This is a genomic window from Rouxiella badensis, assembly GCF_026967515.2.
GTDB classification, from domain to species: Bacteria; Pseudomonadota; Gammaproteobacteria; order Enterobacterales; family Enterobacteriaceae; genus Rouxiella; species Rouxiella badensis.
On the sequence record NZ_CP114062.1, the window covers coordinates 1,104,780 to 1,131,307 of the forward strand.

Here is a 26,528-nt window from a genome sequence, read left to right on the forward strand (position 1 = left end):
ACCTGTTTATCTACCGATAGGAAGCATTATGAAATCACGTGCAGCCGTAGCATTTGGGCCTGGCAAACCGCTTGAAATCGTCGAAATCGACGTCGCTCCACCGAAAAAAGGCGAAGTGCTGGTAAAAATCACCCATACCGGCGTTTGCCACACTGACGCATTTACCCTGTCAGGCGACGATCCTGAAGGTGTTTTCCCGGCGGTTCTGGGCCACGAGGGCGGCGGTATTGTCGTAGAAGTCGGCGAAGGCGTAACGACGCTGAAGGCGGGCGACCACGTCATTCCTCTCTATACCGCCGAGTGCGGCGAGTGCAAGTTCTGTAAATCGGGTAAAACCAACCTGTGCCAGGCCGTGCGTGCGACGCAGGGTAAAGGGCTGATGCCAGACGGCACCACTCGTTTCTCCTACAACGGTGAGCCTATCTATCACTACATGGGCACCAGCACCTTTAGCGAATACACCGTGGTGGCGGAGATTTCGCTGGCCAAGGTCAATCCTGAAGCGCCGCTGGAAAAAGTGTGCCTGCTGGGCTGTGGCGTGACCACCGGTATCGGTGCGGTACATAACACTGCAAAGGTGAAAGAGGGCGACAACGTGGCCATTTTTGGCCTCGGCGGTATCGGCCTGGCGGCGATTCAGGGCGCGGTACAGGCTAAAGCCGGTCGCATCATTGCCATCGACACCAACCCGAGCAAATTCGAGCTGGCGCGTGAAATGGGCGCAACAGACTGCATCAATCCAAATGATTACGATAAACCGATTCAGGAGGTGATTGTTGAGATGACCGACGGCGGCGTGGAGTTCAGCTTCGAGTGTATCGGCAACGTCAACGTGATGCGTGCCGCACTGGAATGCTGCCACAAGGGCTGGGGGGAGAGCGTGATTATCGGCGTTGCGGGCGCAGGACAGGAGATTCGTACTCGTCCGTTCCAACTGGTGACTGGCCGCGTATGGCGTGGTTCAGCGTTTGGCGGTGTGAAAGGGCGTTCTCAGTTACCGGGGATGGTAGAGGATGCGATGGCGGGTAGAATCAAGCTAGATCCGTTTATCACCCACAAGCTGCCGCTTGAGAGCATCAACGAAGCGTTTGACCTGATGCACGAAGGCAAATCAATTCGTACGGTAATTCATTTCGGCGAGAAGTAACCCTCTACGTCACCCCGCTCTGCGCTGAGAGGCGCAGAGCGGGGCATTATCAGGGTCAAGACAGGGTAGAAACAACCAACCGACTGCGTTTAAGCTCGCGGGAATAGAGCACATAGCGGAGGGTGTGCAGCACTACCAGACTCAGCAGCATACGGAAGTTCCAGGCGATGGCCGCGCCGATAATCCCATAATGATGGGTCATCCACGGCAGATAAATCACGTACAGCGCAAGGTCGACAATCTCACACATCGCGATAATCCACGGCTTTCCACAGGCCTGGATCCACACGAAGGCCGGTTGAACCAGACCGTGCACCAGATACCCCGCCAGAAACATCGAAAAGATGATCCACGAGTGTTCGGCGAATCCTGGATTAATCCACACCGACAGGAACCATTTCGACAGGAAGATTCCGGCTACCGCAGGGATAACCAGTATCGCGAAAATCCCCAGCATGACTTTGTTGAAGTAGGCGTTAGCACTGCGAATATCGGTCGCAATCTTGGTGACCAGCATCGGAAACAGTACGCCACAAACGCTTACCGCGACGATGGCGATACGCGAAACCACATCGTAAGGCGTGGTGTAGTAGGCAAACACCGTGGCCCCGACGATAGACGCAACAAAGAAGCGGTCGATATAGAGCATAATCGGCGCAATGATGTTCCCCACCGACACCCAGCCACCGTACCTGACCAGTTCGAGTGCGATAGCTTTGGTGGTCGGGACGCTCATCAGCGAAATCGGCGTTACCGTTTTAATTTCGCTGCGCATCATCAGGTAAAAGGCGACGGCCATAATGCAGCGTAAAATGCACAGTGAAAGGGTGATGTAGAACAGACTTGGGGTGAAGAATGAGATGATCATTGGAACCAGATACATCAGGATCGAAAAAGGGGCCTTTCCGATGCTTATCTTCTTGAAGGCGCCAAAGGCTTCCATTACGCCGACAAAAATGGTTTGTGCGATAACAAATGGCAGGCTAAACGCCACAATCTTCATGCTACCGGCGATCTCTTCACGTATCTGCTGATTGGATACGTTAAAGAAATGCTCGGCTATCCAACGGCTCTCGACCCAGAACAGTACCGAAATCACCAATAAAACGCAGGTGATCATTAACCAACCGGTTTTCACCACGGTCAGCATGGCCCGCTCATTTTTCTCATCGAGATATTTTCTCACCGAGTTGGTGACCGAGCGTGTAATACCAAAATCAAAGACGGTCATTGAGCCTATCAGCACAATGATGAGAGTCAGAACCCCAAAACGTTCCAGACCTGTGTGCTTCATGACTACCGGGATCATAACGATCGCAACCAGGACCGGCAGGGCATATCCCAGCAAATTCCAGGATATATTGCGGATAAATCCGCTGCTGAAGATCTTCGAGATGTATTGTTTCATGGTGAACGTTGGCCTGGTAGACAGGAAATTTAGCAATAAAAAATGCCAGTACCGAATACACCAGAGAACTTATAAGCCTTTTATCTCAAGGTTATAAAGGGTGCATTCGGACTGGCACATGACTTGCCTGGCAGCCCGCTAGGCCTGCACGATTAGTCTTTATCGATGTGGCGTTTGTACTCGTAAGTATAGAATGCGTCGTAGCTGTAGTTCTGGCTATAGTAGTTCGCAGAGCGACGTACGATGGCGTTCAGGATACAGCCTTTAACGTTAACCCCACTCTGTTCCAGACGCTTGATACTGACCTCAACTTCCTTAACGGTGTTGAGTTCGAAGCGCGCAACCATCATGGTTGTACCGACAATCTGACCGATGATGCTGGCATCCGTTACGGACAGCACCGGCGGGGTATCGATAACCACCAGATCATAGTTCTGGTTAGCCCATTCCAGTAAATCTTCAAAACGCTTGCTGGTCAGAAGTTCTGCTGGGTTAGGCGGCGTACGGCCACGGGTAATCACCTGCAGTTCCGGGATCTCGGTCTCATGAATGACTTCAGAAACCGTCTGCTGTCCGGCGAGTACGCTTGAAAGCCCTTTACGTGGGTTGAAGCCGAAGTATTCGTGTGCAGAACCGCGACGCATGTCGGCGTCAATCAGCAGCACCTTCTTACCGGTCAACGCGATAACGGCCGCAAGGTTAACGGAGATGAAGCTCTTACCTGCCTGAGGTACCGCACCGGTAATCATCAGGATATCGTTTTTCGCTTCAATCATCGCAAAGTGCAGGCTGGTACGCAGGCTACGCAGCGATTCGACGGTAAGGTCGGCCGGGTCGGTGATAGCCAGGACTTCTCTGCTCTTCTTGGCCTTATTATTCTTGCTCAGATTACCCAGGATAGGGATGCTGGCCAGTCGGCTTTGATTGGAGGCAAAAGGAACGTTCGCGTAAACGGTAATGCCTTGCTCTTCAAGTTCCCGCGCACCTTCAATACCACGGCGCATCATGATTTTCATCACGATGAAAATAATGGCCAGCATTGCACCTAAAATCGCGGCCATAACTTCAATCAGTCCCAGACGCGGGAAGACAGGCGCAACTTCAGAGGTGGCGAAGTCGACGATACGAACGTCACCTACGGTACTGGCTTTATTGATGCTCAACTCTTGCTGCTTGCGCAGCAACTGCATGAAGATTTCCTGCTGAGAGTCAACGTTGCGCGTAAGGCGCATCAACTGTTGCTGGGTCTGTGGCAACTGGCTGATTTTATTGTTTAATGCCGCTTTTTCGTCTTCAAGAATCTTACGTTTCTCAAGCAGAGCACGGTAAGTAGGGTGCTCAGGAGTATAAAGTTGAGAAATTTCGGCTTCTTTAAACGTCAATTCGTTTAACGAGTTGTCCAGGTTGACCATGGTATCGAGCGCGGAGCGGATCTCGAGGCTCATATCAACAGAATCACGCTTTTGACGATAGGCGTTCAGGCGGTCTTCAGAATCATCCAGGTCTTTATGGACCATAGGTAATTGCTGTTTCAAGAATTCAAGGCTGTTTGCCGCTTCTTGAGAATTTCGCTCAACGTTCTGCAACAGGAAGTTATTCGCGATGCTGTTAAGGACTTTTTGATCTCTGTTCGGGTTTTCACCCTTCATTTTGAGTTCAATCATCCCGGTATCAATACCGGCATCGTTTGCCGACAGGCTTGCGACCAGCTTGTCATAGGCGTCACGGATTGGCACTTTACGTACCGTAAATACGGTGCCTTTTACCGCTTCCATTGAATCAACGGTAATCGTGATTCCATTTTGGGTATGCTGCTCACCCACTGTGCCTTCGAGTACCGTTTTACCTTCATTACTGAGGGTATAGGTATTTGGGCCCGTTACAGTGAACGTCAGCCAGAAGCCCATCGCGGCGGGAGGAACGTCAAGTTTGCTTATTTCGAGCTCACTAACAGGTGCATGCGTCAGACGAGCCCAACCTTTCCCGAAGAAAGGAAAAAAGTGTTCTTGCTGTTCAATGTCTAGATGTAAATCTTCGATAGTTTTGAACTGGACCAGCTTAGATTCAATCAATTTGATTTGAGCATCTGATTTAGGCTGGGAGTCAGGCAAGTATCGTTGAATATCGTTGAGAAGAGTAGAACCCGGATTACTTTCCACCTGTACCATGGCATCAGTACTGTAGATTGGAGTGGCGAAAAAGTAGAAAATTACGCCAAACACCATCATTACTGCTACGGTAATAACCACAAGCCAGCGGTCGTCGAGTATTGCGCCATATAAGCGCCCCAGGTCCAAATTATTGGCGTTGTTTTCTATCTTGGCTAATGTTGCGTCTCGTTTCTCTGACATTGTTAATCCCGCAATCAATGTGGTTATGGAATTTTGCTTAAAAGAACTTTCGTATAAACAGATACTAGCAGCTCAGGAAGAAGCCAAACAGTCACTTCGGCATACGCCGTTTGCTTTAAGGGTATGAGTCGATATGCGGGTTCCTTTTTTATTTCCTGTACTGGCCTAATGCCCAGGTTTACGGTTTGAAAATGACGCATTATTGTTCAAACACGCAATATATTGGCAACAAACTGCATTGGGTCGACTAAGTCTTGCCTAACCTGGAAATCATAACCCGATACTCGCCATGCAAAAGCGCCCTGATTCCAAAGTACTGCCTGAGCAACCATAGGTTCTTTTACCGAAGAGTCAGACGTCAGACTGACCAAAAACTCACCGGCCACACCGAGAATATTGGTTTTGATATACACCTTATACAGATTCAGCTCCTGCAAATATCGATCTTCCTGTGATTCTTGCAGGCTAAACAGGGTAGTGAACTCAGAGGTTGAACGTCTAATTACTTGTGCAACGCCCGTTCCCTCATACAGTCGAGACTGCATATAAAGTTTTTTTTGGAAATTTACGAAGTCAGAGGTGATATTGGCGAAGGCGGTATCACTTTCTGCCTTATTATAGAGAGCCAGTATCGTCCCTGAATTAGTTATCCCCAGCCCACGCAAATTATCCGTCGTGGATGAGAAACTATTTTGTGCCGTAATAAACGACGTAAACATCATCGAACCGTAAATACCGCTGCAGTAACCTAGCACAGCCTGTATTTTTGCAAATGGCTCACCTTCAAAATCGTGAAGGATATCGATGTAGTTTGTTCCTGACTCATTATCCGCACAGCGATGTGCGGCTAATATCCTCCTTTTAGGCGAAGACCCGCGAGAGGCTTTCAGAGTTTGACCTTTTTGGAAGCTGCTGTTTGTTCCCTGATGCGCAGAAACATCTTCAACCTCCATCAACATCAGCCAGGATTTATGCTGGTCCTGAAATGCCATCAACACTTCAGAATTCGCCCGGCCATTGGTAACAAACATTCCTCTTTTGAGGCCATCCAGACTATCAACTTGTACCATCGAAAGATAGCGGCCATTATAGTCGTAGTCGCCTGCAATTTGAGTATATTGCGACCCGCCTCGAATTAAGATTCCACCGTAACGGTTATTGGCAATAAATTTTACGTCTATTTTCCAGGCTTCAGAAATAGGACTGGTTCCTTTGGTGCCGCGTGATAAATAAACGCCAAGCCAGTTTTCCGTCCAAAAGTCGCCGGTTATTTGTACTGAGGCGTTTGGCCAGATTTGTTCGCCATTCGCAATAACGCGAATACAGTCTCTGGCATCACCAATATGTAGGTGAGAAAGTGAGAAACCGGCTTGGTTAGCACGAATACCGTCTGCACGTCCCGCACCGTTTAACATGTTGATGCGCAGATTCAACCCGGTGACCTGGGTATCATCACCGATAAGAATCATCGGCTTTGCATCCCACAGACTGTAGTTTTGAGGCCAGTCTTTATTGGCAATCAGGTGCGAAAGGCTCAAATTAAGGCCTTTATTGCCCAAGATTCCTGATATCACGACGGGGCTACTCAGGGTGTAAGTTCCCGTACCATAAACATCGTGTATCCCTGCCTCGACGGCATAATCAATTGCCGCCTTAATCGCTGAACTCCAATCACCGGCGGCACTATTTTCATCGGCAAAATCTTCAATCGTGATGAAATGATTGAGCTTTGCGCCGACGGTGCCGCGAGTATATTTCTGACGAATGGCGTAACCAGAGAGGCCGGCGCCACTATTGGAGTTTAACTGTTGGACGGCAGAGGCCGCCGAAAGCTGCGCCTGCGTTGCCTGAGCGTGCTGCACAGGCTCGTACGCTTGAGCTCTGCCTCCCATCCAACCGGCAAGAGCCGAAGGAACGAGCCAGCTAAAAAAGCGTCTGCGGGAAATAGTCATCGCTGTACGACCCCTGGTTAGAGCCAGATTTCACCGGCAGTTAACCCCTGTACAATTAACCTTGGGACAATAAATTTTTTGTACAATGGTAAGCCTGCCGGAACAGCACGTCATTTCCGACAGAAGTATTAAGTACACAACGGTACGGTCAGTTTATCCACGGAAGGCATTACACGCGTTAATAATATGTTCAACGTCAGCGTACGACAGAGAAGGGTCTGCAGGCAGACTTAGAATCTCATCATGGATAGCCTCATTGAGCGGGAAGCTCAAATGATTCATTTCAGGATAGGCTTCCTGTAAATAGGGTGGTTTAGGGTAGTGAATGATCGTATCAATGCCTTTCTCGTACAAATAGGCCTTCAACGCATCACGCTGTTCGCTGCGCACAACGAAAAGATGCCAGGTATGTTGCTCAGGCGTATTAACCACGGGGAGTTTAATCAACGGGTTGCTGATGCCCGCCAGATAACGATCTGCAATGCTGCGACGACTCTCTACTTCCGGCCAGAAGTACTTTAGCTTGACACTCAGCAGAGCAGCCTGAATTTCACTTAGTCGGCTATTAACACCCTGATAAATATTATAATAACGCTCTTGTGAACCATAATTACGAAGTGCTCTCAGGGTTGCCTCAAGTTCTTCATCGTTGGTCGTTGCAGCACCAGAATCACCCAGCGCTCCGAGATTTTTGCTCGGATAGAAGCTGAACGCCGAGGCGTCGCCCCAATAGCCTGCACGATGTCCATCAAGGGTAGCACCGTGAGACTGAGAACAGTCTTCGAGCACCAAAAGGTTAAACTCACGCGCGATTTCCATGATTTCTGGCATCGGGGAGAGGTAGCCATAGAGGTGTACTGGCATAATCACTCGGGTATTTGGGGTAATCGCTTCACGAACTTTGCTGACGTCGATGTTATAGCTATCGGCGTCCGGCTCTACAAACACCGGCTTTAAATTGTTTTCTGTTATCGCTAATACGCAGGCGATATAGGCATTGGCCTGAATGATGACTTCATCACCGTCTTTGATTTTACCCAGCAGTTTCCAGGCGCGAAGCACAAGCACAAGTGCATCGAGTCCGGACGCTAATCCGATACACGTTCTCACCCCACAAAATGCCGCAAATTCCTGCTCAAACTTGCGGACTTCAGGCCCGAGAATGTAATACCCGGAATCAATCACGCGTGCGCTTGCTGCTTTAAGCTCTTCCGCATAGGGTGTATTGATTTTCTTGAGATTGAGAAAGTTGATCATTTACGCATCCTTTTCTGGAGCATCTGGCAAAATAAAGTGTTCATTTTCTTTGTAGAAAGTCGCCAACATTACCGGGACATCGATTTCGTAAAAATGATTCGTCTCATCCTCGCCGTGATAGCGATGCGATATCTTCTTGATGAAGCGTAAGGCGGGGGCGTTGTCTTTACGTGCATCGACAACTAACACACCAATCCCTATATCATTCATAGATTCCAGCATCAGCAAAATACTTTCGATTGCTGAGGTCATGGTTTTATTTTCATTGAGAATCCAGCTGCCACAGTGGGCAATACTTTTCTCACGATCGACGCCGTAAGCACGCAAAGAACCTATGGGCTGCTGATTATCGATACGTTGAATGATGAAATAATATTCTTCACCTGCGGCTTCGCGTTTTTTGTAGTTTTCGAGCCACACTTTTTGCTGCAACGGGTCATCATCAACCGGTGTCAAAAATTGAGTACTTTTTGGGGCAACACGCAGGCTGTGAACAAATTCATAGTCGCTGGTTTCAACGGGGCGAAGCAGTATGGTTTTGCCATATTTATTCTTCATACTTGGCCTTTGCCTCTTCGATGAATACATCGTAATCGTGAATGTAATCGCCTTTGTCATACTTTTCGCTTGAGAGCACCACTAATGCACAGTCTTTACTAAAGTCATGCATTTCTACCCACACCATGTCATTGACCAACAGGCCTTTAGAGGGACTGTCCAGCCAGTGATCGCTGATTTTCATCCCGTCATTCAGGCGAACGCGCAGTTTACCGACCAGACAAATAAGGAACATTTTGTCACGACGGTGGGCGTGAAAGCCGCGATTTTGATTGGTATTGGTATTGAAGATGTAGAAAAGCCTTTTGATTTCAAAAGGAACTTGATTCATGGATTCCACGCTGACCAAACAGCCACGTTCATCGGTAAAAGTCACCAGGTCTATCACCGAATGCTGTGGCGGCTGCAAGGAGTCTGCTTTATCAGTGTGTGTAAATAAATTCATAATAATGCCTCTAACCTTATGATTAGTTATGATTTGGGGCCTTGAGGTTCGACCTCTTAAGCCAATACTTATGCCATCTGCCCGAACAGTTGGCTCTTCTATCACGTTCATCAACGAACGTGTATTGACAGACATCCCTGGTGGAATAAATTTTTTATATCATAAATGTCTTCGATGACCGCATTGCATGCACAATATCGCCGTCATGGCATATTTGAAATTTTTATAATTTAATTATTATAGTGCTCAGTTTTGTGAGCGAATTTATTGATTTACTTCTGGTCTGTTTTTGAGTGCAGCCCACGCGTGCCGACGTCAAGATTTATTAGAAACCCATGCCATAATTATTATTTAAATCAGCCGCATACCTTACCATTAAGCTTTTAATGCATTCCACACGATGAAAGCCTTGTTAAATACCGACATTCTTAGGAATAGGCGCATAAAAAGTTTCCGGTCATTGCGATAGAGATAATTCATAACGACCGGACTTACCGGAGTAAAAACGGTATTACGAACTTGCAGGCAGGTTGTATCCCCCTCCCACGGTACCAGATTTTCCATATTCAGCGTCGAAGGTTGAGACTCGTAAAGACAACCCAGATAGCGAGCCTTGACCCCTTCAAAGCCGTTAACGTCAATTATCTCTTCCACAACCCCCTGATCGTCGTAATGGCTAATGGTATGCAGAACTTCTTCAATACTTTTTCTTTTCAACTTATCGGCCGGCGAATAGCCCTGTATTCGTGAGATTAATCCAATTCCCCGTTTACCTGCGAGAACCTGCTCAGCGAAGGCAGTTCCGCCCGGGAACGGGTAACTGTCGACGTAAAAATCTGCTTCTTTGGCCAGTGCAAGATATTGCTCGTAAGGTAAGTACCTAAGTATCTTAATACGTTTTCCGTAGCGAATCTTTAACGGCCACCACCATAAGTTGGTTATCGGATTAATGCCAACCAGCGTAAAGCTAGCGTTCTTCCAGGTGTTCAAAATAAGTTTGATAAGCGGCCGCATATCATGGCCACGAAAGGGTTTGAACTTGATGGCTGACCCCGCGCTGAAGAAATTAAGCGGCTCTGCGTGGTAAGCCGCATGCTCAGCGCGAATATCTGCCACCGGGATGCCCAGAAACGAAGAGCGTCCCGCAATGGTTTTGTTCAAATCCAGACGTGCTCCATAGCTGCTCAACTGGAAATAGTAATCCGCTATTGAGCTGCCAAAGGTGAAGGCGTGGTCTGCATGATTAACGAAATAAACCTGAGTCTGTTGACGTTTTCTTACCAGGCCACAGGCGACGACGGCGGCAATGTCATCACAGTGAATATGCAGCACAATGCGCTGATATTGCGCGACCCACTGACGTATTTCAGTCACTTTATCGACGAGGTTATCTGCTGAAAGCACATGGACCTGACTAAACAGCGTTTTAGCGCGCGTCAGGGCTTTATCATCAGCTTTACGCGTAATTAATAAATCGGGTGAAGCCGGGTGCATTGCGGCCAGCTTTTCCATCAAACGCGTGTGGCCACCGATGATATAAGCTTCTGAAATAACGTGAAGGCAATCCTTCACCGGAACGTCTGGCGCCAGAGAGGGCAGCTGCGCCTCGGCTTTGTTAATCAGCGCCTGTTCCAACTCAGGATCGTCATATTGCCCAATATCCACGGTATGCAAAAGTGACCCATAGACTTCCGCAATTTTTAGGTTTTCTTCTAAATCAGAGGCATCAAATGCTTTTTGTCTGAAAGGCTGAATAAACGTTTTCATGCTGCTCCTGCCGTCACACCCTATTAGGCGTATCTTCTTTGAAACCGTCCACAATTGCATGGTGGCGAGCGGCGAAGAACAAAATAACGCCGCCGGATGAGCCAAACAGTAATGGGTTAAAGAAGCCGCCGGTTATCCAAAGTGCCAGGAAGAGTAAACTTAGCGCAATATTGATAAATCTACTTTCGATGCGGTTATAGCAATAACCAAAGATAACCATACCCAACGTCAGCAAAAACACGACTACGCCAGCGAACCCAAGGTCCATAATCATTGACAGTGATTGGTTCTCATAGAGATAGGGCGTATCTTTCGCACGAATCAGGCTGGGCAGGTAGTAACCTATTCCATGACCAAATATTGGATCATCCCAGATTCGCTCGGATAATGCGGTTGTTTGCACTACACGATAAATATCGGAGCTTGAGTTTACGTTCGCACCAAAGCGCGTGCCTACAATCTTGTCTGCAAAATCTCCGAGCGGCGTAAAGGCATACAGAAAATAACCCACCGCCATAAAGATGACCAAATAGGTCATTTTGGTCTGCATTTTCGAGTTAAAGATAAAACTTAACGCCATCAGCATCAGGCCCGATGCCCAAAAGAATCGTGAGAAGGTTAGCAGCAAAGAAAACAGCAACAGCAAAAAACAGATGTTATTTCTGATGCGGTGTTGAGTACTCAGCAGAATTTCGCTCAGCAAGACATAAAGCAAGAACGGTGTCGCGGAGTCGATAGGAATCTGTAAACGGGTCAGGAAGCTGTCGTCTACCCCCAGGGTCATCAAGTGAATATCCCACACCTTCGAGATGAGCTTAATGATGACGAGCGGGCTTATGCCGGTAACCGCACCTATTGCCAGGATGACGATTTTAGCAATCGCGATAAATACGGCTGCATTTTTTAGCGCCTTATATGCCAAGACTTCTCCTCCGAAACTTGCCGGAATCGAGGCCAGGAAGCCAAAGACTACAAACGTCAGCATCATGTCACGCACCTGACCTATTACGTTCGACATTTGGTTCAGGTTGTTAAGAGAATAAATCGCAAAAATGAAAATCATCAACGCCAGAGGCATTACGAGCTTAAAGAAACGTGCCATCGCTCTCGAATCGCATATTAAATGCAATCCGATCATCGGCACGCACAAAAAGCTCCTGCCCATGATGAGATAGATAGCAATTTTGGACAGAATCTTTTTCGGTTCATTGATCGTGAACATTCGAATAACCTTTTACCTGGCTATGGCATTGCATAGTTGCTTCACCAGGCATAGCGAAAACGGGACAACCCACAGTAATGTCTCAGCCAGTGCCGGGCTTAGCAACCTAGTACGTAAATAATGAAAAAGAATATATTTCGTACCAGACCGGTTTTACGAATGCTGTGGCTGCTAAATAATTTGAAACGAGAGAATATCCCTTTTTCAAACGATTCAATATAGGCAGTCAACAAGGATTTATCTTTGGGTTTAAGCACGTGTCCGTAATCTTCGAGAAAAAGCTGCGCTTGCGCACGCGTATTCATGACTGACTCACGAGCGCGCGTGAATTTTTTCTTCATTGATGCGCCGAACAGCATGTCACCCAGTGAGGCTGATTTAGCACCTACCTGATTGTTACCATGCTGACGGTAAAGAATAAGCGAATTATCCAGGAAACTAATGCGGCCAGTAGAAGAAGCCAGCAGGGCAATATACCAGTCGTGCATGATGGACTCGCTGATGCGGCTGTTCTGAGTCTCAATCAGAAGCTCGCGGTTAAGGGCCATCACGCAGCCTGTGACAGAGTTACTGACGATCAGCGCGGCAAAGTCAGGATTACGATTCAAATTCTGATACGTAAACATTGAAATATGCACGGGTGACAGATTTTTATCAGCCACACAAAGGTCTGAATGCAGGAGTATCGGGCCGCTTTGCTGTTGTTCAAGTTCGATAAATCTGTCGATGAACAAGCGCATTTTATTTGGCAGCCACAGGTCGTCCTGGTCGCTGAAGAACGTATAGTCCGCGTCGGTATTGGCAATCAAATAATTGAAGTTTTCCCGAGGCCCACCTTTTTTACCGTTATCGAGCAACTCTATCCGTGGATCCTGCTGGTTAAAACGTTGGATAATCGCCGAGGTATTATCAGAAGAATTATCATCCGAAACCAGAATGTGGCAGTCGTACTCTGGTAAATGTTCGAAATTTAACAAAATGGACTGAATCTGCTCTGTTACGTATTTCTCACCGTTATACGTAGCCAGGATAACGTTTATTTTTCTCATAGCGTCTCAGCGTTCAGGATCTTTTTAAGCTTACCCATCGCTAACCTTAAATGAGTAAGCTTTAAGACTTTGGTGTTTAAATCAAAACTTGCGAATTATTTCAGTAAGCGCGGCTTCCCAATTTGACAGCTGTACGCCCAAAGACTTTATCTTTTCGCCGGCAAGGACAGAATAGGCCGGACGTCGTGCAGGCGTTGGGTATTGATCAGTTGTCACTGCGTTAAGCGTCGGTTTCTTCTCGATTCGCCCTTGAGAAACGGCAACATCAAAGATCTTATCCGCAAATTCAAACCACGAAACTTCACGATCGCCGCCAAAATGGTAAATGCCCCCTTGGGCGTTGCTTTGAAGAAGCTCAATGATTGCAGTTGCCAGGTCGCCTGCATAGGTCGGACAGCCACGTTGGTCGCTTACAATGCCTAGTTCGTCACGTTTTTCGGCAAGATTGACCATCGTTTTCACGAAGTTACTGCCGTATTCGCTGAACACCCAGGCGGTACGAATAATCGCCGCTTCAGGTAAAATGGCCTGAACAGCGTTTTCGCCGTCAAGTTTGGTCTTACCATACACGCCAAGAGGATTCGTTGTATCCGTTTCACGATAAGGTTGGGTGCCCTTACCGTCGAATACATAATCGGTAGAGACATGGATCAGTTTAGCCCCGACGCTACGCGCGGCGTGAGCCAGGTTTTCAGGACCCAGCGTGTTTACACGAGCAGCGGATTCAGGTTCACTCTCTGCTTTATCAACGGCGGTGTAGGCACCCGCGTTGACGATGGCATCGGGTTTCCATGAAAGTACGGCTTCTTCAACCTGAGATTTGTTGCCGATATCCAGTTCGGCAGATCCCAGAGCGCGCACCTGCCAGCCCTCCGGGAGCCTGTCCTGAAAACAACGTCCTAACTGTCCGTTGGCACCCGTCAGTAAAATTTTCATTTAACCAGTTCTCGCAGTGTTTTGCCGCGTTTGTCTTTGTCTGACAGCAGTGGGTTATCGATTGGCCATTCAATGCCGACGTCCGGATCGTTCCATATCAGACAGGCTTCAAGCTCTGGCGCATAATAATTGGTGCATTTATATTCAAAATCAGCAACATCAGACAGCACCACAAAGCCGTGTGCCAAACCCGGTGGTACCCAAAATTGGGTCTTGTTCTCTTCGGAAAGCAGTACGCCGTACCACTTGCCGTAGGAAGCAGACTCAGGGCGAATGTCGACGGCCACGTCATAGACTTCACCACGAACTACGCGCACCAGTTTGCCTTGAGGATTAGCAGTCTGAAAATGCATGCCGCGCAAGACGCCCTTGCTAGAGCGTGAATGGTTGTCCTGAACAAACTCCAGATCGATGTTCAACATTTGCTGGTAACGTTTTTTCTCAAATGTCTCAAGAAAGAAACCACGACTGTCGCCGAACACCTTAGGTTGAATAATTTTGACGCCTACAAGCGGAGTATCAATGATTTCCATGTTAGATGTCCTTAAATTCAATCAGCTGGGTCAGATATTTTCCATAGCCGGTTTTTGCTAGAATTTTCGCCTGTTGTGCAACTTGTTCATGCGAAATCCAGCCTTTACGGAAGGCAATCTCTTCAAGACAGGCCACTTTAAAGCCCTGGCGTTTCTCAATGGTATGAATAAATTGAGAAGCTTCGAGCAGGCTGTCGTGTGTTCCTGTATCTAACCAGGCAAAACCGCGACCCAATTGTTCAACTTTCAGGTTACCAGCTTTCAGGTACATCTCGTTCAGCGTGGTGATTTCAAGCTCACCTCGGTGCGAAGGCTTGATTTGCTTTGCCATTTCAACAACGTGATGATCGTAGAAATAAAGACCGGTTACCGCCCAATTTGAACGAGGCTCAGTCGGCTTTTCTTCAATGGAAATAGCGCGATTCTTTTCGTCAAACTCTACGACGCCAAAACGCTCTGGATCCATTACCTGATAGCCAAAGACGGTAGCGCCATCAATATTGCTCACCGCGTGCTCAAGTTTACGACCGAAGCTTTCACCGAAGAAAATGTTATCACCAAGGACCAGTGCACAGCTTTCACCGGCAATAAAATCCTCGCCGATAATAAAGGCCTGGGCTAAACCATCCGGGCTTGGCTGAATAGCATATTGCAGTGAAATACCAAATTGGGAACCGTCACCCAAAAGACGAACAAATGCATCATTATCTTCGGGTGTGGTAATAATAAGAATGTCTTTAATACCAGCCAACATCAAAACAGAGATCGGATAATAGATCATCGGTTTATCATAAATAGGGAGCAACTGCTTCGATACACCGCGGGTAAGGGGATATAAACGCGTTCCTGAGCCGCCAGCCAGAATGATACCTTTCATGATTCTGTCACCTTAAAATTTATTTAGAAAGACCAAGACGCTCAGTCCAAGTACCCGCTTTAATAGTATTTACCCACTCGAAGTTATTCAGATACCATTGCACTGTCTTACGAATACCACTTTCGAAGGTCTCTTCCGGTTTCCAACCTAATTCACGGTCAATTTTTCCGGCATCGATGGCGTAACGTTTGTCGTGTCCAGGGCGGTCGGCAACCCAGGTAATCAAATCACGATAGTGTTTAATTCCTTCAGGTTTCTCTGGCACCAGTTCTTCAAGTAAATCGCAAATAGTATTAACTACCTCAATATTCTGGCGCTCATTATGGCCACCGATATTGTAGGTTTCGCCGACTTCACCTTCAGTCACAACCTTGTGCAGTGCACGGGCGTGATCTTCAACATACAACCAGTCACGAATCTGATCGCCTTTGCCATAGACCGGCAGAGGTTTACCCGCCAGGGCATTCAGGATGATCAACGGAATCAGTTTCTCAGGGAAATGATAAGGGCCATAGTTGTTAGAACAGTTCGTCACCAGGGTAGGCAGGCCGTAGGTGCGTTTCCATGCTCTCACCAAATGGTCACTGGCGGCCTTGGACGCAGAATAAGGGCTACTAGGGGAATAGGGGGTTTCTTCGGTGAATAGGTCGTCCACGCCGTGTAAATCACCATACACTTCGTCGGTGGAAATATGGTGGAAGCGGAAGGCGGCCTTGGCTTCTTCAGTAAGAGATAACCAGTATTCACGCGCGGCTTCAAGCAGGGTATAGGTACCCACTACGTTGGTTTGAATGAATGCGCCAGGACCATCAATAGAACGGTCAACGTGGCTTTCTGCCGCGAGATGCATCACCGCGTCAGGTTTGAATTCAATGAATACTTTTTTCAACGCTACTGCGTCGCAAATGTCTACCTGGGCAAAGCTATAGCGCGAATCATTGCTTACTGGAGCCAGTGAAGCCAGATTACCCGCATAACTAAGGTTATCGATAACCAGCACTTCATCATTGGTGTGCTGAATAATGTGTCTAACGACGGCCGAACCAATAAAGCCGGCACCACCTGTTACGATAATTTTCATTGTATCCTCAACAAATAAGGTAGAAGCAACGGAGGAGTTGTTATTTCCAATAGCGTTTGTGCATACTCAATGCGCGGTTCCATCCGAATGGCAGGGTTTTGTAATTCTTCCCCAACTTATATCCGGCTATTTTCATTGCATTATTTATACATGCACGTGGGATATACATAACTCCGTGTTTGAGCAAAAAGCGCAGCTCAGAAAAAATAAATTTTTTACCTTCACCACCTGCACCGCCAAAATTTTGATGAATCCACCGTTCTTTACCGTGGAAAACACCAATATCAAAGTAACGCTTAAATTCTTCAAGAGAAGTGTAATTATGAGAGTGACGAACCTGAGCTTCAGCCACATAGGCCACTTTATATCCTGCTAATACCGCCTTCCCGGCGAAATACATATCTTCACTGAGAATAGTATTAGAGGGGAATCCTCCTAACTCTTTAAATGTTGATATTCTATAGGCAGCAAATGAATTAGAAATGAAAACTGTTTTCAGGCCGACGCGGGCTGCGTCTGCCTGAGTATAAACATAGTTTTGAGCGGTATAGTTAAAACTGCGTGCATGCTGAGAGATAGGGGTCGCGTCAACATGAGGTAACTGGCGTCCATAGGCACAGGCAACTTTGGGATCTTCAAAGGCTGCAACCAGTTTTTGCAGGCTTCCCTCTTCCGGTATCGCATCCTGCGTTAGGAATATCACTATGTCACAGTCGGCGGGGGCGCAGTCTACTGCAAGATTTCGCGTCCCACCGTGATTAAACTCTTGAGAACTTATCCCAATGACATTGAACCCGGCCTGTTCCGCTAAAGCAGCCGTACCGTCACGGCTGCCAGAATCGATAACCTGAACATAAAGATCTTCAGGTACATACTTCTTAATGTTAGCTATCGACTCTTCCCATATTTTTCCACCGTTGTAAGTGGGTATAGCCAAGAAGTATTTCATCATCTTTTCCTGGTTTAGCCAGAGATGAATAATTGCCCCCACGCAATAATTACGTCATCGCTGACATATTGACGCGTGGGGACTCAGTCTTAATTCCAGTCACGGATATATCTTACTGTTTCAGTCAGGTTATTAACGCCGGTGATCGTTGGTACGATCTGGCTGATAACGCGGTTCCAGCGCACGATAGGCGCTGCAGTGACATAAACAATGTCGTAAGGCTGTAACTGGAAGTTGCTGCTAAGAACCATCGCCGACGCATCTTTTGCATTCAGCTGATAGATGTCGGCAATTTTTCCTTTATCTTGACCTGTTCCGTTGTGAATACCACGGATGACAAAGACACCGGAAGCATCAGCCATATCCTGAGCAATACCGTTAGCATTACCCAAGGCCTCGGCCAGGGTCATACCACTGCGGTCCATTTTAAGCGTGCTTTGCTGGCCAACTTCACCCATGACGAAGACTTTGAGATCGTCATTGCGTGGCACGTAAAGAATATCGCCAGGGTAGAGCAGACGGTTTTGAGTCATGTCACCGTTTTGCATCAGCGCCTGGAGGGAAATACGTTCATCGTGGCCGTTATGAGTCAGCACCACATTGCGCCAGTCGGCATTGGCGGTCAAACCGCCGGCGGCGTTGATAGCATCGACAACGGTCAACGGAATATTGGTAATTGACTGCTGACCTGACGTTGTCACTTCACCTGTTATATAGGCTCTCTGTGAGCGGAACGAGGCTACGCTAACGTCAACCTGTGGGCTTTCTACGAAAGCAGACAGACGTTTAGCAATCATGGTACGCACTTGATCAAGCGTGAGACCTGCAACGTGAACCTGGCCAATATAAGGATAGAAAATATTACCGTCTGCACCGACCCAGTTACCCGTGTCACTGGCGCTACGGTATTGGCCTGCTGGCGTGGTTAATTCTGGGTGATCATAAATAGTTATCATCAACACGTCACCGATCCCGATGTGGTACTGATAACTTTTTAAAAGAGTTGTTAATTGTGGATTAGGACGTGCAATTGCGGCAGGGGGCTGCATCTTATTGACCAGATAGGGGGTCATTGGATAGATGTTGACCAGCTTGTCCAGGTCGTAATCGCTGTCTGGGACCTCGACGACATTTTTACTCCCGGTAATTAAGCCTTGCCCTGGTATAACTGTACAGCCGCCCAAAATACCCACAGCAAAGAATAGCGCAGAAAGTTTAAACAGATTTTTGTGCATAGGTTCCAGACCATCTCGTTTTTTAAGAGTTACTGTCTTTATCATCATCATCATCTTCGACGTTAAAGAGATAACAGACCCAGGCGGGGAATGCATCCTGCTTGCCGGAAAAGGTGTGTGAAATCTCGCATTACTTCTGAAGTGTTCAAGTGTTAACCGGGAAAGAGTACGCTACCGCCCTTGGCTCGTAGCTACCAATACACTAAAAAAATAAGCATATAATCTTGGTCCGCACTTCAGAGTACAGACAATAACAGCCCTTGCTCTCCAAATAAATTAGCTTCGCTAAATTATTTCGACAGCTTAGGAGGCTCTGCGCTGTCGTTTATATTATTATTCCGCCTTGCACTTGATGTTTTTACATCTATGGGCTACGCACAATCCTGTTGACCTAAACTGTCGCGAAGGCTTGACTCACAGGGGTTTAGTTGTCAGTTTTTCTCACTTTCTCTGCTGAAATGAACTTCGTGGACAAATTCGCTTGAGCAAAACAAGGTTAACAAAACCATTCAAACTATCTTCTGGAGAACCTGTTTTTCAGATAATGCCTATTATCTTCAGAGCCAACATTACAAAATAAAGTAGAGATTAAGACTGATTTTTTTTTGCGCTTTTCCCGTTTTATCCGCATCAATGATTTAAATAAAGAGCATTATAAAAATCGCTTTAGCGCAGGTTTGGGTCAGAGTCGCATTGTTATTTGGCTTACAGCCTCCCAAAAGATTAAGGCTCGTTACGTTTTCATCAGGTCCGGTGAGGCAAGATCCGAGCTGTTATAGCGTATCTGGCGGTTAACAAGGGGCAATTATATCCTGTTGCTTTTTTTGCATTGTTTAAAAAAACGCATCTAGGATTAATCCTATGCTAGCATCATAGCAATTTGAAACAAGAGCGGCCAGAGCAAATTTTGGCGAAACGTCATATTTTTCAAGGTTTATTGCTTGCATTTTTTTGACGCTCTGCGTTTGAAACAACGATAAGTATATATAATACGATTGTTCCAGATTCGCAACACCTTAGTGAGTTCCTGACAGAGGTTTTTTTAATAATCTTGTCAAAAGTTTGTATAAAACTTGCCGTTCTATAACAGTTTCTTATGGTAGAAGAGGGGCCTGCGCGGCTTGGTGGGGCACAATAATTACCTGAAGTAACTATAAGGTCTGTTTTTACCGCCAAATTTATAGACAATCGGTCAAAAATTAATTCTGACGTTACTCTTTTTGAACAGCTGCTTTTAATTTATACGCAATTTGACTTTGTTTAAGCCTGATACCTTTTCGCCTCCTTGGGAAATAGTAGGGATAAAATACAAAAAGCGTTTTCTTTGGCGAGTCAAAACTTGAAAACGTTAAGATATGTGACGAGGCGTAAATAGAGGCATTATTCCCCACCTATCCTTATATGCTCGGATTGTTAAAATAATATTTCGGTGGTTAATTTCGCGGCCTTCGTGTGCCACTGAGTTCTGGCATTACTGTGCGAATTAATTCCAGAAACTTTAGAAGTCGAGCGGGATAATAGCTGGCGTAAGGATAAACCAGGTACACGGGTAAGGGTTTAGCGTGCCAATCGGGCAAAATATGTACCAGGGTTCCGTCAACGATATTTTCGCTCACAACCCAAGCGGATACTATTGCTGCCCCCAGCCCGGTTTCTGCCGCCTTACGCGCGGCATACAAACTGTCGGTGCTTAATTTGGGTTTAATCTCAAAGCTGGCGCTTCTCCCACTTTCCCCATGACTTAACGTCACTTCGTTACGGTAAAAGGTACTTACCGCTATCCAGGGCAATCGGGCAAGACTGTCTATTTGCTTGATAGGAGAGTAACCCGCGAGAAGCGACGGTGAGGCAACGACGATTCTCGGCACCTCGGCGAGCAAGACCGCGACCATCGAGGGATCGGTTATCTCCCCAACTTGAATCATGCAGTCGATGTGTTCGGCGATAAAGTCAGGGGTACGGTCATTCAGCATCCAGTCAACTGACATATTGCCGTAGCGCTGCAGATATTCAGTCAACGGGGCGATCAGCTGGTCTTGTCCGAAGGCGTGCGGTGCACGGACGCGCAAAATGCCCTCTGGTTCTTCGCCATCGCCTCGGAGGTCGTCCTCGAGTGCACTCCACTGCTCAATGAGCAACTTGGCATGGCGATAACAGCGTTGTCCGTCATCGGTCAATTTCATCGCATGCGTGGTGCGCAGTATCAGTTTTGCCCCAAGCATACGCTCCAGCGCCTGCAACCGCCTGCTGACGGTGGGTTGGCTGGTTTGCATTTGTTGTGCAGCCGCCGAGAGGCTGCCGCTTTCCACGATACGTATAAAGGTACGCATCAGGTCTATGCGGTCGATACCGCCTGAGGAAGTTTTGCTCATACGTATTATGTATAACAGTTTTACCTTTTAGATGACTACCACTTATTGGTGACATACATAAAAATGCACACATCGGATAGCAGCCAGAGCGACCACGCACAGTATCGCCAGTCAGCGATACTTAACCTTTCGGCAAAAAGAAAGTCACCGGGGATACCACTATGTCAGAATTAGAAACAACACAGAATATTGCACCCGTGGAAGAGCCCGCGCTTCCCGGTAAAATGGTGTTTACGCTCGCCGCAGGCACCGGGCTGAGCGTTGCCTCTATTTATTACAGTCAGCCTATGCTCGGTATTATCGGGCCTTCTCTTGGCGCAAACCTCACGCAAACGGGGCTTATTCCCACGCTCACTCAAATTGGTTATGCGTTAGGAATTTTGTTTCTTATCCCGTTGGGTGACCGTTTTGACCGCCGCACGATTATCTTGCTGAAAAGTGTGTTACTGACGTTGTCACTGCTGCTGTGTGGTTTCGTGCCCGGAATTCACGGCGTGCTCCTCACCAGTCTATTAATCGGTGCAACGGCGACCCTGGCGCAGGATATCGTTCCCGCCTCGGCGGCGCTTTCCCCGGCGGCACAGCGGGGTAAGACGGTGGGCACCGTAATGACCGGTCTGCTGGTCGGGATCCTGCTTTCTCGCGTGGTCAGCGGCGTCGTGGCCGAGTACTTCGGCTGGCGTGCGATGTATCAGTTGGCGGCGGTGAGCGTGGCGCTGGTGGGACTGGCGCTGTGGCGGGTGTTGCCACGATTTACGCCCGGCACTGAGCTGAGTTATCCGCAGCTGCTGCTCTCCATGCGTCACCTCTGGCTGCACTACAAAACGCTACGCCGCGCTGCGCTGTCGCAGGGCCTACTGTCGGTGGCCTTCAGCGCTTTCTGGTCAACGCTGGCGATTATGCTGAACGAGACCTACCATTTGGGCAGCGGCGTGGCAGGGGCGTTTGGCCTCGCGGGTGCCGCAGGCGCACTTGCCGCACCCTTGGCGGGTAAACTGGCTGACAAGCAAGGGCCTGCCCTGGTGACGCAGATAGGTTCGGCGCTGGTGATGGTGTCATTTGCCGCCATGTTCCTGCTGCCGTTGCTGTCGCCGCATGCGCAGATAGCGCTGATTGTTCTGAGCGCAATTGGATTTGATTTGGGCGTGCAGGCTACGCTGGTGTCACATCAGTCCTTGGTATATGGCCTGGATCCTGCGGCCCGTGGACGCCTGAATGCACTGCTGTTTACGGTGGTGTTCATCGGCATGGCCGTCGGATCGGCACTCGGTAGCAAAGCCCTGGAGCTAGGGGGATGGCAGGGCGTTATCGCGCTTGCGACCCTCGCCGGTGCGGGAAGCCTGATCGTGCGAATTATGAGCCGAAAAATCTAAACTTTCGCCGTCTCGCACGATAAAGCAGCAGTGTTTCTCATAACAGCACAGGGAGATCATCTGCCCACTGGTTCAAATTGCTTTAAAAGTGTAGCCTGTGGGCAAGGTGCTAACACCACGGTGTTTAAGAAGAGGAAAAGACAATGACTATTGAATACGCAATCGTAGCGGGCGGCTGTTTCTGGTGTACGGAAGCTGTGTTTAAAGATGTGATCGGCGTTGAGACCGTTGAAAGCGGCTATATTGGCGGCACGACGGAGAACCCGACCTACGAACAAGTATGTACTGGCGAAACCGGCCATGCTGAAGCAATCCGCATCGGTTTTAACCCAGACCAGCTGAAATACGGCGATTTGCTGGACATCAGCTTTGCGACTCACGACCCTACCCAGCTCAACCGTCAGGGTAACGACATCGGCACCCAGTATCGTTCAGCTATTTTCCCGCTGAACGACGAGCAGAAAGCCGAAGCCGAAGCGGCTATCGCCCGTGCGCAGGAAAGCAATACCGATCCGGTGGTGACTGTAATCGAGCCGATCGCGCCTTGGTATCCAGCAGAGAACTATCACCAGGATTACTGGGATGGTGCAGGCCAGCGCAACGGTTACTGCATGGCGGTTATCCCGCCTAAGCTGCAAAAGCTGCGTAAAAGCTTTGCTAACCGCACTAAGTCCCTGCAAGACAAGTAAGCCTTAAGGCTGCTGCCAAGACAGCGCAAACTCAGACAGTTTGCGCTGTTTTATTCTCTGATACCGCGACTTCGGACCTATCCTCCCAGACTTAACCCACCGTCACACACGATATTCTGCCCGGTAATAAAGGTATTTCTCACCAAAAAAGCAATCGCTTCGGCGACGTCCTGTGCGCTGCCGACTCTCCGAACAGGGGTCTTTTGAGCATATTCAGCAAACAGGCCGCTCTTCTGGTGGTCATCCAAAAAGTCCCACCAGGGGGTATCAATCACTCCCGGAGACACCGCATTGACTCTTCGTGGGCAGATTTCGGCCGCCAGCGTTGGAACCCATCCGGCAATCGCTGCATTGGCTGCACCTATCCCACTGGTACCCGGCATCGCCGTCAGAGCCGTGATGGCGCTTAGGAAGGTGATACTGCCGGTGGCGCTTAAAGTGGGCAGCGCTGCCTGTGCACAGTTGAAATGTGGAAAAACCTTTTCTTCAAATCCCTGACGCACTTCATCAACGCTGAGGCTGGCGAAGGCGCCCACGCCCTTACCGCTGCCCAGCGCCAGAATCAAGTGATCGAGCGGCCCTAGGTCGGCAAAAACGTCGGGGAGTTGAGAATGAGCCGTGGCATCGACAACAACCGTATCCAGCGGGTAAGGCGCATCGCGTTGAGCCCGATACAGTTTTTCGGCATCGCGCCCTGCGATAGTGACACGGTAGCCCTGCATCGCCAGTAAATTTGCCGTTGCCAGACCAATACCTGATGAACCGCCAATAACCAAAACATGTTGCGTCGTCATAATAAAATTATCCATAGTGATGAGAGTAAAAGGACTCGTGCCGAAAGGCGTTATCCAATCGGCGCCCGCAGCGCTATCCTTGCGTGTTTAAAGAACCCTAAACAGTCTTCGGTTTATCATGGTATTCGCGACTACCTGTCTGCATAAGGAGAAGGTCATGAGCGCAAGAAATTTCAGGGAGTTGGGCAATTTTCTTCGCGCTCGCCGCGAATCGCTGCTGCCGCAGGACGTCGGCCTGCCCTTGGGGGAACGACGGCGCACGCCTGGCTTGCGCCGTGAAGAGGTTGCACAGTTGGCAAAAGTTGGCACGGCCTGGTACACCTGGCTTGAACAGGGGCGTGAAGTGAAGGCTTCAGCAGGCGTACTCCTGACTCTGGCCGATGCGCTGCGTATGACGGAGACCGAGTGTGCCCATCTGTTTGCGTTGAGCGGCAGGATGATGCCCCAGCGCTTGCCTGTGAACGAGCCACCGCTTGAGGCGGCGCTCCAGCGGATGCTTGATGATCTGAGCTTTCAGCCCGCGTACATTACGAATAAACGTTGGGATATTGTCGGCTGGAATAATGCGGCCTGTGCAGTTTTTGGCGATTATTCCCTGCTTGAGGGCGATGACCGAAATCTGCTGTCGATGCTGTTTGCCAATCAGGCACACCGGGAGTTATTGGTGGACTGGGCTGAGATAGCCCCCGCCGCGCTGGCAATTTTTCGCGCCGAAACGGCACACTGCGTCAACGAGGCGCATTTTGCGACGCTTATCGACAGATTGAATGTGAAAAGCGAGACCTTTAGGCAGCTGTGGGCGCGGCAAGAGGTATTGTCACAGCTGACCAACATCAAGCGTATTCATCACCCCATTGCCGATGCGATGTCGTTTGAATACCACAGTTTTCTCCTGTCCGACGGGTCCGCTCGCAGACTCACGGTCTATTCGCCCCAGGAAGTCAGTCGAGACAAACTGCAGGCGTTATTGCCGGTGCAGCGGCTCAACAATATCATGCGCCTCGAGAAGGAACATAAATGAACAACGACTGGATAGACGTGCGTCATTCGCCCGAGTACCAGATTGAAACTATTCATGCGCATTTTGAGGGGCACGCCTACGACGCACACTGGCATGACAGTTATCTGGTTGGCGTCACGCAGCAGGGCACACAGCAGTTTCACTGCCGACGTAATAAAATCACCAGCACGCCCGGTGACATCTTTTTGCTCGAACCTGGCGAGATACATGACGGTGACGCTCCAATAGAGGGCGGATTCACTTACCAGACCTTTTATCTCAGCCCCGAATGGCTCGACCGTGAAATTCGTCACCTGTTTCATGACACGCCGAGCAGCTATGAACTTTCATTTGCGAAAACATTAAACAGCGACCCCCGACTGGCGCAGGCCATCGCACAGACTTTTCAACTGCTGCATTTTGGCGAATTCAGAATTGTGCAACAAAGTGCGCTCGATAATCTGTTAGCGCATTTGGCTCCGCATATCCATTGGCGTGCCGAGGCGTCAGCGGCGCACCTTGCTTTGGGCTGCGCTCATCAGGCCCGTGAATATATGCATGCGCATTTGAATGAGGACCTGTCGCTGCAGGAGCTGGCCGCTGCAACAGGCACTGATCGATTCACGCTGACGCGCGCCTTTAAGCAGGCGTTTGGTATAGCGCCGCATGCTTATCTGGTGCAGTTGAGACTGGCCGAGGCGCGCATCAGACTGTCGCAGGGCGAAAAACCTGTCCAGGTTGCCGCAGAGCTTGGTTTTGCTGACCAGAGCCATCTGGGGCGCTGGTTCCGCCGCGCCTATCGCCTGTCTCCGGCGCAATATCGGCAAATCTGCACAAATCTTCCAGACTAGCGATACGCTATCACTGACAATCGGTTTTTATTCGTTAAATGGAGTAAAACCGTAATGTCAGTCTCATCTATCACGACTTCCCCGCTAAGTGAACCGACTCAGCCTGAACGTCTGGTGATCGTCCTGAATGAAAGTCTTCCGGCAGGAAAAGCCGCTAATGCGGCGGCGGTGCTAGCAATGACGCTAGGCCAGCGTCATCCTGAATTAATCGGTTCACCTCTCGAAATTGCAGACGGAAAAACCTATCCCGGACTCACGCCGTTGGGCATCAGTGTGCTGAGCGGAAGTGACGAAGATCTCAAATCGGTGTTAGTCAATGGCACGTCGCGTGGCTGCGATATAACCGTTTTTCCCCTTGAAGGTCAACAAACTACGCACTACGAGGCCTTCCTTGAGGCGGTCGCTTTGCAGACAGAAGGGAGTCTTCAACTGCTGGGAATTGCCCTCGCCGGAGAGAAAAAATCGGTACGAAAAGTGGTCGGCAAGCTCAAGCTTTTTGCCTGAAATTTGAGATTGATCACGAGCATCCCCAAGAGTGTTGGGGATGTTTCGGTCAATATATCGACTATATGGCAAAATATCGTACTGATAAGCGCATTTATAACGATTTAAAATGAGGTTTTTTTTGCCTCAATCCAAGAGAATAGGGTAGCATCTTCCGCCGTCGCCGAATTTAACCCCT

23 protein-coding genes are annotated in these 26,528 nt (G+C 48.7%); 6 read left to right on the plus strand and 17 right to left on the minus strand.

What is annotated here, in order from left to right; genetic code table 11:
• Window positions 1-28: 28 nt before the first annotated feature.
• On the plus strand, window positions 29-1,147 hold the full coding sequence (locus O1V65_RS05250; protein WP_017490066.1) for an S-(hydroxymethyl)glutathione dehydrogenase/class III alcohol dehydrogenase: 1,119 nt from the start codon (window positions 29-31) through the stop codon (window positions 1,145-1,147).
• A 55-nt stretch (window positions 1,148-1,202) separates the two neighbouring features.
• Here O1V65_RS05250 and O1V65_RS05255 read toward each other — a convergent pair whose 3' ends face one another.
• The 16 genes from O1V65_RS05255 to O1V65_RS05330 form a co-directional block, all read right to left on the minus strand.
• On the minus strand, window positions 1,203-2,555 hold the full coding sequence (locus tag O1V65_RS05255) for a flippase (protein ID WP_017490065.1): 1,353 nt from the start codon (window positions 2,553-2,555) through the stop codon (window positions 1,203-1,205).
• A gap of 152 nt (window positions 2,556-2,707) precedes the next feature.
• A complete protein-coding gene (locus O1V65_RS05260; RefSeq protein ID WP_227953083.1) occupies window positions 2,708-4,906 on the minus strand; it encodes a polysaccharide biosynthesis tyrosine autokinase in 2,199 nt (732 codons plus the stop codon).
• A 206-nt stretch (window positions 4,907-5,112) separates the two neighbouring features.
• Entirely contained in the window at window positions 5,113-6,858 is a 1,746-nt protein-coding gene (locus O1V65_RS05265) for a hypothetical protein (RefSeq protein ID WP_227955120.1), read from the minus strand.
• Window positions 6,859-7,011: 153 nt separating this feature from the next.
• Window positions 7,012-8,115 carry a DegT/DnrJ/EryC1/StrS family aminotransferase gene (locus tag O1V65_RS05270; RefSeq protein WP_227953087.1) on the minus strand — a complete coding sequence of 368 codons (1,104 nt, stop codon included), beginning with the start codon at window positions 8,113-8,115 and terminating at the stop codon, window positions 7,012-7,014.
• Complete coding sequence (locus tag O1V65_RS05275) at window positions 8,116-8,673, minus strand: GNAT family N-acetyltransferase (protein ID WP_227953089.1); 558 nt, start codon at window positions 8,671-8,673, stop codon at window positions 8,116-8,118. It lies immediately after the preceding gene.
• Entirely contained in the window at window positions 8,663-9,118 is a 456-nt protein-coding gene (locus tag O1V65_RS05280; protein ID WP_227953091.1) for a sugar 3,4-ketoisomerase, read from the minus strand. The genes O1V65_RS05275 and O1V65_RS05280 overlap by 11 nt, the downstream gene beginning before the upstream one ends.
• 375 nt (window positions 9,119-9,493) lie before the next feature.
• On the minus strand, window positions 9,494-10,885 hold the full coding sequence (locus O1V65_RS05285) for a group 1 glycosyl transferase (RefSeq protein WP_227953092.1): 1,392 nt from the start codon (window positions 10,883-10,885) through the stop codon (window positions 9,494-9,496).
• A gap of 13 nt (window positions 10,886-10,898) precedes the next feature.
• The gene (locus O1V65_RS05290) at window positions 10,899-12,107 is read right to left on the minus strand and encodes an O-antigen ligase family protein (protein WP_227953094.1); all 1,209 of its coding nucleotides are present in this window, start codon (window positions 12,105-12,107) and stop codon (window positions 10,899-10,901) included.
• 98 nt (window positions 12,108-12,205) lie between these two features.
• On the minus strand, window positions 12,206-13,156 hold the full coding sequence (locus O1V65_RS05295; RefSeq protein ID WP_227955123.1) for a glycosyltransferase family 2 protein: 951 nt from the start codon (window positions 13,154-13,156) through the stop codon (window positions 12,206-12,208).
• A gap of 81 nt (window positions 13,157-13,237) precedes the next feature.
• Entirely contained in the window at window positions 13,238-14,092 is an 855-nt protein-coding gene (gene rfbD, locus O1V65_RS05300; protein WP_017490057.1) for a dTDP-4-dehydrorhamnose reductase, read from the minus strand.
• Window positions 14,089-14,625 (minus strand): dTDP-4-dehydrorhamnose 3,5-epimerase, encoded by a 537-nt coding sequence (gene rfbC, locus O1V65_RS05305; protein ID WP_017490056.1) that lies wholly within the window; start codon window positions 14,623-14,625, stop codon window positions 14,089-14,091. Before rfbC ends, rfbD begins: the two co-directional genes overlap by 4 nt.
• Before the next feature lies 1 nt (window position 14,626).
• Complete coding sequence (rfbA, locus tag O1V65_RS05310) at window positions 14,627-15,502, minus strand: glucose-1-phosphate thymidylyltransferase RfbA (protein ID WP_017490055.1); 876 nt, start codon at window positions 15,500-15,502, stop codon at window positions 14,627-14,629.
• Window positions 15,503-15,521: 19 nt separating this feature from the next.
• A complete protein-coding gene (rfbB, locus tag O1V65_RS05315; protein WP_017490054.1) occupies window positions 15,522-16,583 on the minus strand; it encodes a dTDP-glucose 4,6-dehydratase in 1,062 nt (353 codons plus the stop codon).
• Window positions 16,584-16,623: 40 nt separating this feature from the next.
• Window positions 16,624-17,532, minus strand: a complete 909-nt coding sequence (locus tag O1V65_RS05320) for a glycosyltransferase family 2 protein (protein WP_269130513.1) — start codon at window positions 17,530-17,532, stop codon at window positions 16,624-16,626.
• Window positions 17,533-17,621: 89 nt separating this feature from the next.
• The gene (locus tag O1V65_RS05325) at window positions 17,622-18,767 is read right to left on the minus strand and encodes a polysaccharide export protein (RefSeq protein ID WP_227953098.1); all 1,146 of its coding nucleotides are present in this window, start codon (window positions 18,765-18,767) and stop codon (window positions 17,622-17,624) included.
• A 1,433-nt stretch (window positions 18,768-20,200) separates the two neighbouring features.
• A complete protein-coding gene (locus tag O1V65_RS05330) occupies window positions 20,201-21,139 on the minus strand; it encodes a LysR family transcriptional regulator (protein ID WP_017490051.1) in 939 nt (312 codons plus the stop codon).
• A gap of 161 nt (window positions 21,140-21,300) precedes the next feature.
• Here O1V65_RS05330 and O1V65_RS05335 point away from each other — a divergent pair, with 161 nt between their 5' ends.
• Window positions 21,301-22,512, plus strand: coding sequence for an MFS transporter (locus O1V65_RS05335; RefSeq protein WP_269130249.1), 1,212 nt, complete (start codon window positions 21,301-21,303; stop codon window positions 22,510-22,512).
• A 143-nt stretch (window positions 22,513-22,655) separates the two neighbouring features.
• Window positions 22,656-23,201 (plus strand): peptide-methionine (S)-S-oxide reductase MsrA, encoded by a 546-nt coding sequence (msrA, locus tag O1V65_RS05340; protein WP_017490049.1) that lies wholly within the window; start codon window positions 22,656-22,658, stop codon window positions 23,199-23,201.
• A 77-nt stretch (window positions 23,202-23,278) separates the two neighbouring features.
• On the opposite strand, the gene O1V65_RS05345 is transcribed toward msrA, so the two are convergent.
• Complete coding sequence (locus O1V65_RS05345; protein WP_026110280.1) at window positions 23,279-23,995, minus strand: SDR family oxidoreductase; 717 nt, start codon at window positions 23,993-23,995, stop codon at window positions 23,279-23,281.
• A gap of 157 nt (window positions 23,996-24,152) precedes the next feature.
• Between O1V65_RS05345 and O1V65_RS05350 the strand changes: the two genes are divergently transcribed.
• Genes O1V65_RS05350 through O1V65_RS05360 form a run of 3 tightly spaced genes read left to right on the plus strand, consistent with a single transcriptional unit; the run spans window position 24,153 to window position 26,350 of the window.
• Window positions 24,153-25,016, plus strand: coding sequence for a helix-turn-helix transcriptional regulator (locus O1V65_RS05350; RefSeq protein ID WP_017490047.1), 864 nt, complete (start codon window positions 24,153-24,155; stop codon window positions 25,014-25,016).
• On the plus strand, window positions 25,013-25,846 hold the full coding sequence (locus O1V65_RS05355) for an AraC family transcriptional regulator (RefSeq protein ID WP_192503808.1): 834 nt from the start codon (window positions 25,013-25,015) through the stop codon (window positions 25,844-25,846). Before O1V65_RS05350 ends, O1V65_RS05355 begins: the two co-directional genes overlap by 4 nt.
• Window positions 25,847-25,900: 54 nt before the next feature.
• Window positions 25,901-26,350: a DUF2000 domain-containing protein gene (locus tag O1V65_RS05360; protein ID WP_017490045.1), complete on the plus strand. Its 450-nt coding sequence runs from the start codon at window positions 25,901-25,903 to the stop codon at window positions 26,348-26,350.
• Window positions 26,351-26,528 lie beyond the last annotated feature (178 nt).

Coding starts and splice junctions, on each gene's coding strand:
- O1V65_RS05250 (WP_017490066.1), top strand. CDS start 29: ATGAAATCACGTGCAGCCGTAGCATTTGGGCCTGGCAAACCGCTTGAA.
- O1V65_RS05255 (WP_017490065.1), bottom strand. CDS start 2,555: ATGAAACAATACATCTCGAAGATCTTCAGCAGCGGATTTATCCGCAAT.
- O1V65_RS05260 (WP_227953083.1), bottom strand. CDS start 4,906: ATGTCAGAGAAACGAGACGCAACATTAGCCAAGATAGAAAACAACGCC.
- O1V65_RS05265 (WP_227955120.1), bottom strand. CDS start 6,858: ATGACTATTTCCCGCAGACGCTTTTTTAGCTGGCTCGTTCCTTCGGCT.
- O1V65_RS05270 (WP_227953087.1), bottom strand. CDS start 8,115: ATGATCAACTTTCTCAATCTCAAGAAAATCAATACACCCTATGCGGAA.
- O1V65_RS05275 (WP_227953089.1), bottom strand. CDS start 8,673: ATGAAGAATAAATATGGCAAAACCATACTGCTTCGCCCCGTTGAAACC.
- O1V65_RS05280 (WP_227953091.1), bottom strand. CDS start 9,118: ATGAATTTATTTACACACACTGATAAAGCAGACTCCTTGCAGCCGCCA.
- O1V65_RS05285 (WP_227953092.1), bottom strand. CDS start 10,885: ATGAAAACGTTTATTCAGCCTTTCAGACAAAAAGCATTTGATGCCTCT.
- O1V65_RS05290 (WP_227953094.1), bottom strand. CDS start 12,107: ATGTTCACGATCAATGAACCGAAAAAGATTCTGTCCAAAATTGCTATC.
- O1V65_RS05295 (WP_227955123.1), bottom strand. CDS start 13,156: ATGAGAAAAATAAACGTTATCCTGGCTACGTATAACGGTGAGAAATAC.
- rfbD (WP_017490057.1), bottom strand. CDS start 14,092: ATGAAAATTTTACTGACGGGTGCCAACGGACAGTTAGGACGTTGTTTT.
- rfbC (WP_017490056.1), bottom strand. CDS start 14,625: ATGGAAATCATTGATACTCCGCTTGTAGGCGTCAAAATTATTCAACCT.
- rfbA (WP_017490055.1), bottom strand. CDS start 15,502: ATGAAAGGTATCATTCTGGCTGGCGGCTCAGGAACGCGTTTATATCCC.
- rfbB (WP_017490054.1), bottom strand. CDS start 16,583: ATGAAAATTATCGTAACAGGTGGTGCCGGCTTTATTGGTTCGGCCGTC.
- O1V65_RS05320 (WP_269130513.1), bottom strand. CDS start 17,532: ATGAAATACTTCTTGGCTATACCCACTTACAACGGTGGAAAAATATGG.
- O1V65_RS05325 (WP_227953098.1), bottom strand. CDS start 18,767: ATGCACAAAAATCTGTTTAAACTTTCTGCGCTATTCTTTGCTGTGGGT.
- O1V65_RS05330 (WP_017490051.1), bottom strand. CDS start 21,139: ATGAGCAAAACTTCCTCAGGCGGTATCGACCGCATAGACCTGATGCGT.
- O1V65_RS05335 (WP_269130249.1), top strand. CDS start 21,301: ATGTCAGAATTAGAAACAACACAGAATATTGCACCCGTGGAAGAGCCC.
- msrA (WP_017490049.1), top strand. CDS start 22,656: ATGACTATTGAATACGCAATCGTAGCGGGCGGCTGTTTCTGGTGTACG.
- O1V65_RS05345 (WP_026110280.1), bottom strand. CDS start 23,995: ATGACGACGCAACATGTTTTGGTTATTGGCGGTTCATCAGGTATTGGT.
- O1V65_RS05350 (WP_017490047.1), top strand. CDS start 24,153: ATGAGCGCAAGAAATTTCAGGGAGTTGGGCAATTTTCTTCGCGCTCGC.
- O1V65_RS05355 (WP_192503808.1), top strand. CDS start 25,013: ATGAACAACGACTGGATAGACGTGCGTCATTCGCCCGAGTACCAGATT.
- O1V65_RS05360 (WP_017490045.1), top strand. CDS start 25,901: ATGTCAGTCTCATCTATCACGACTTCCCCGCTAAGTGAACCGACTCAG.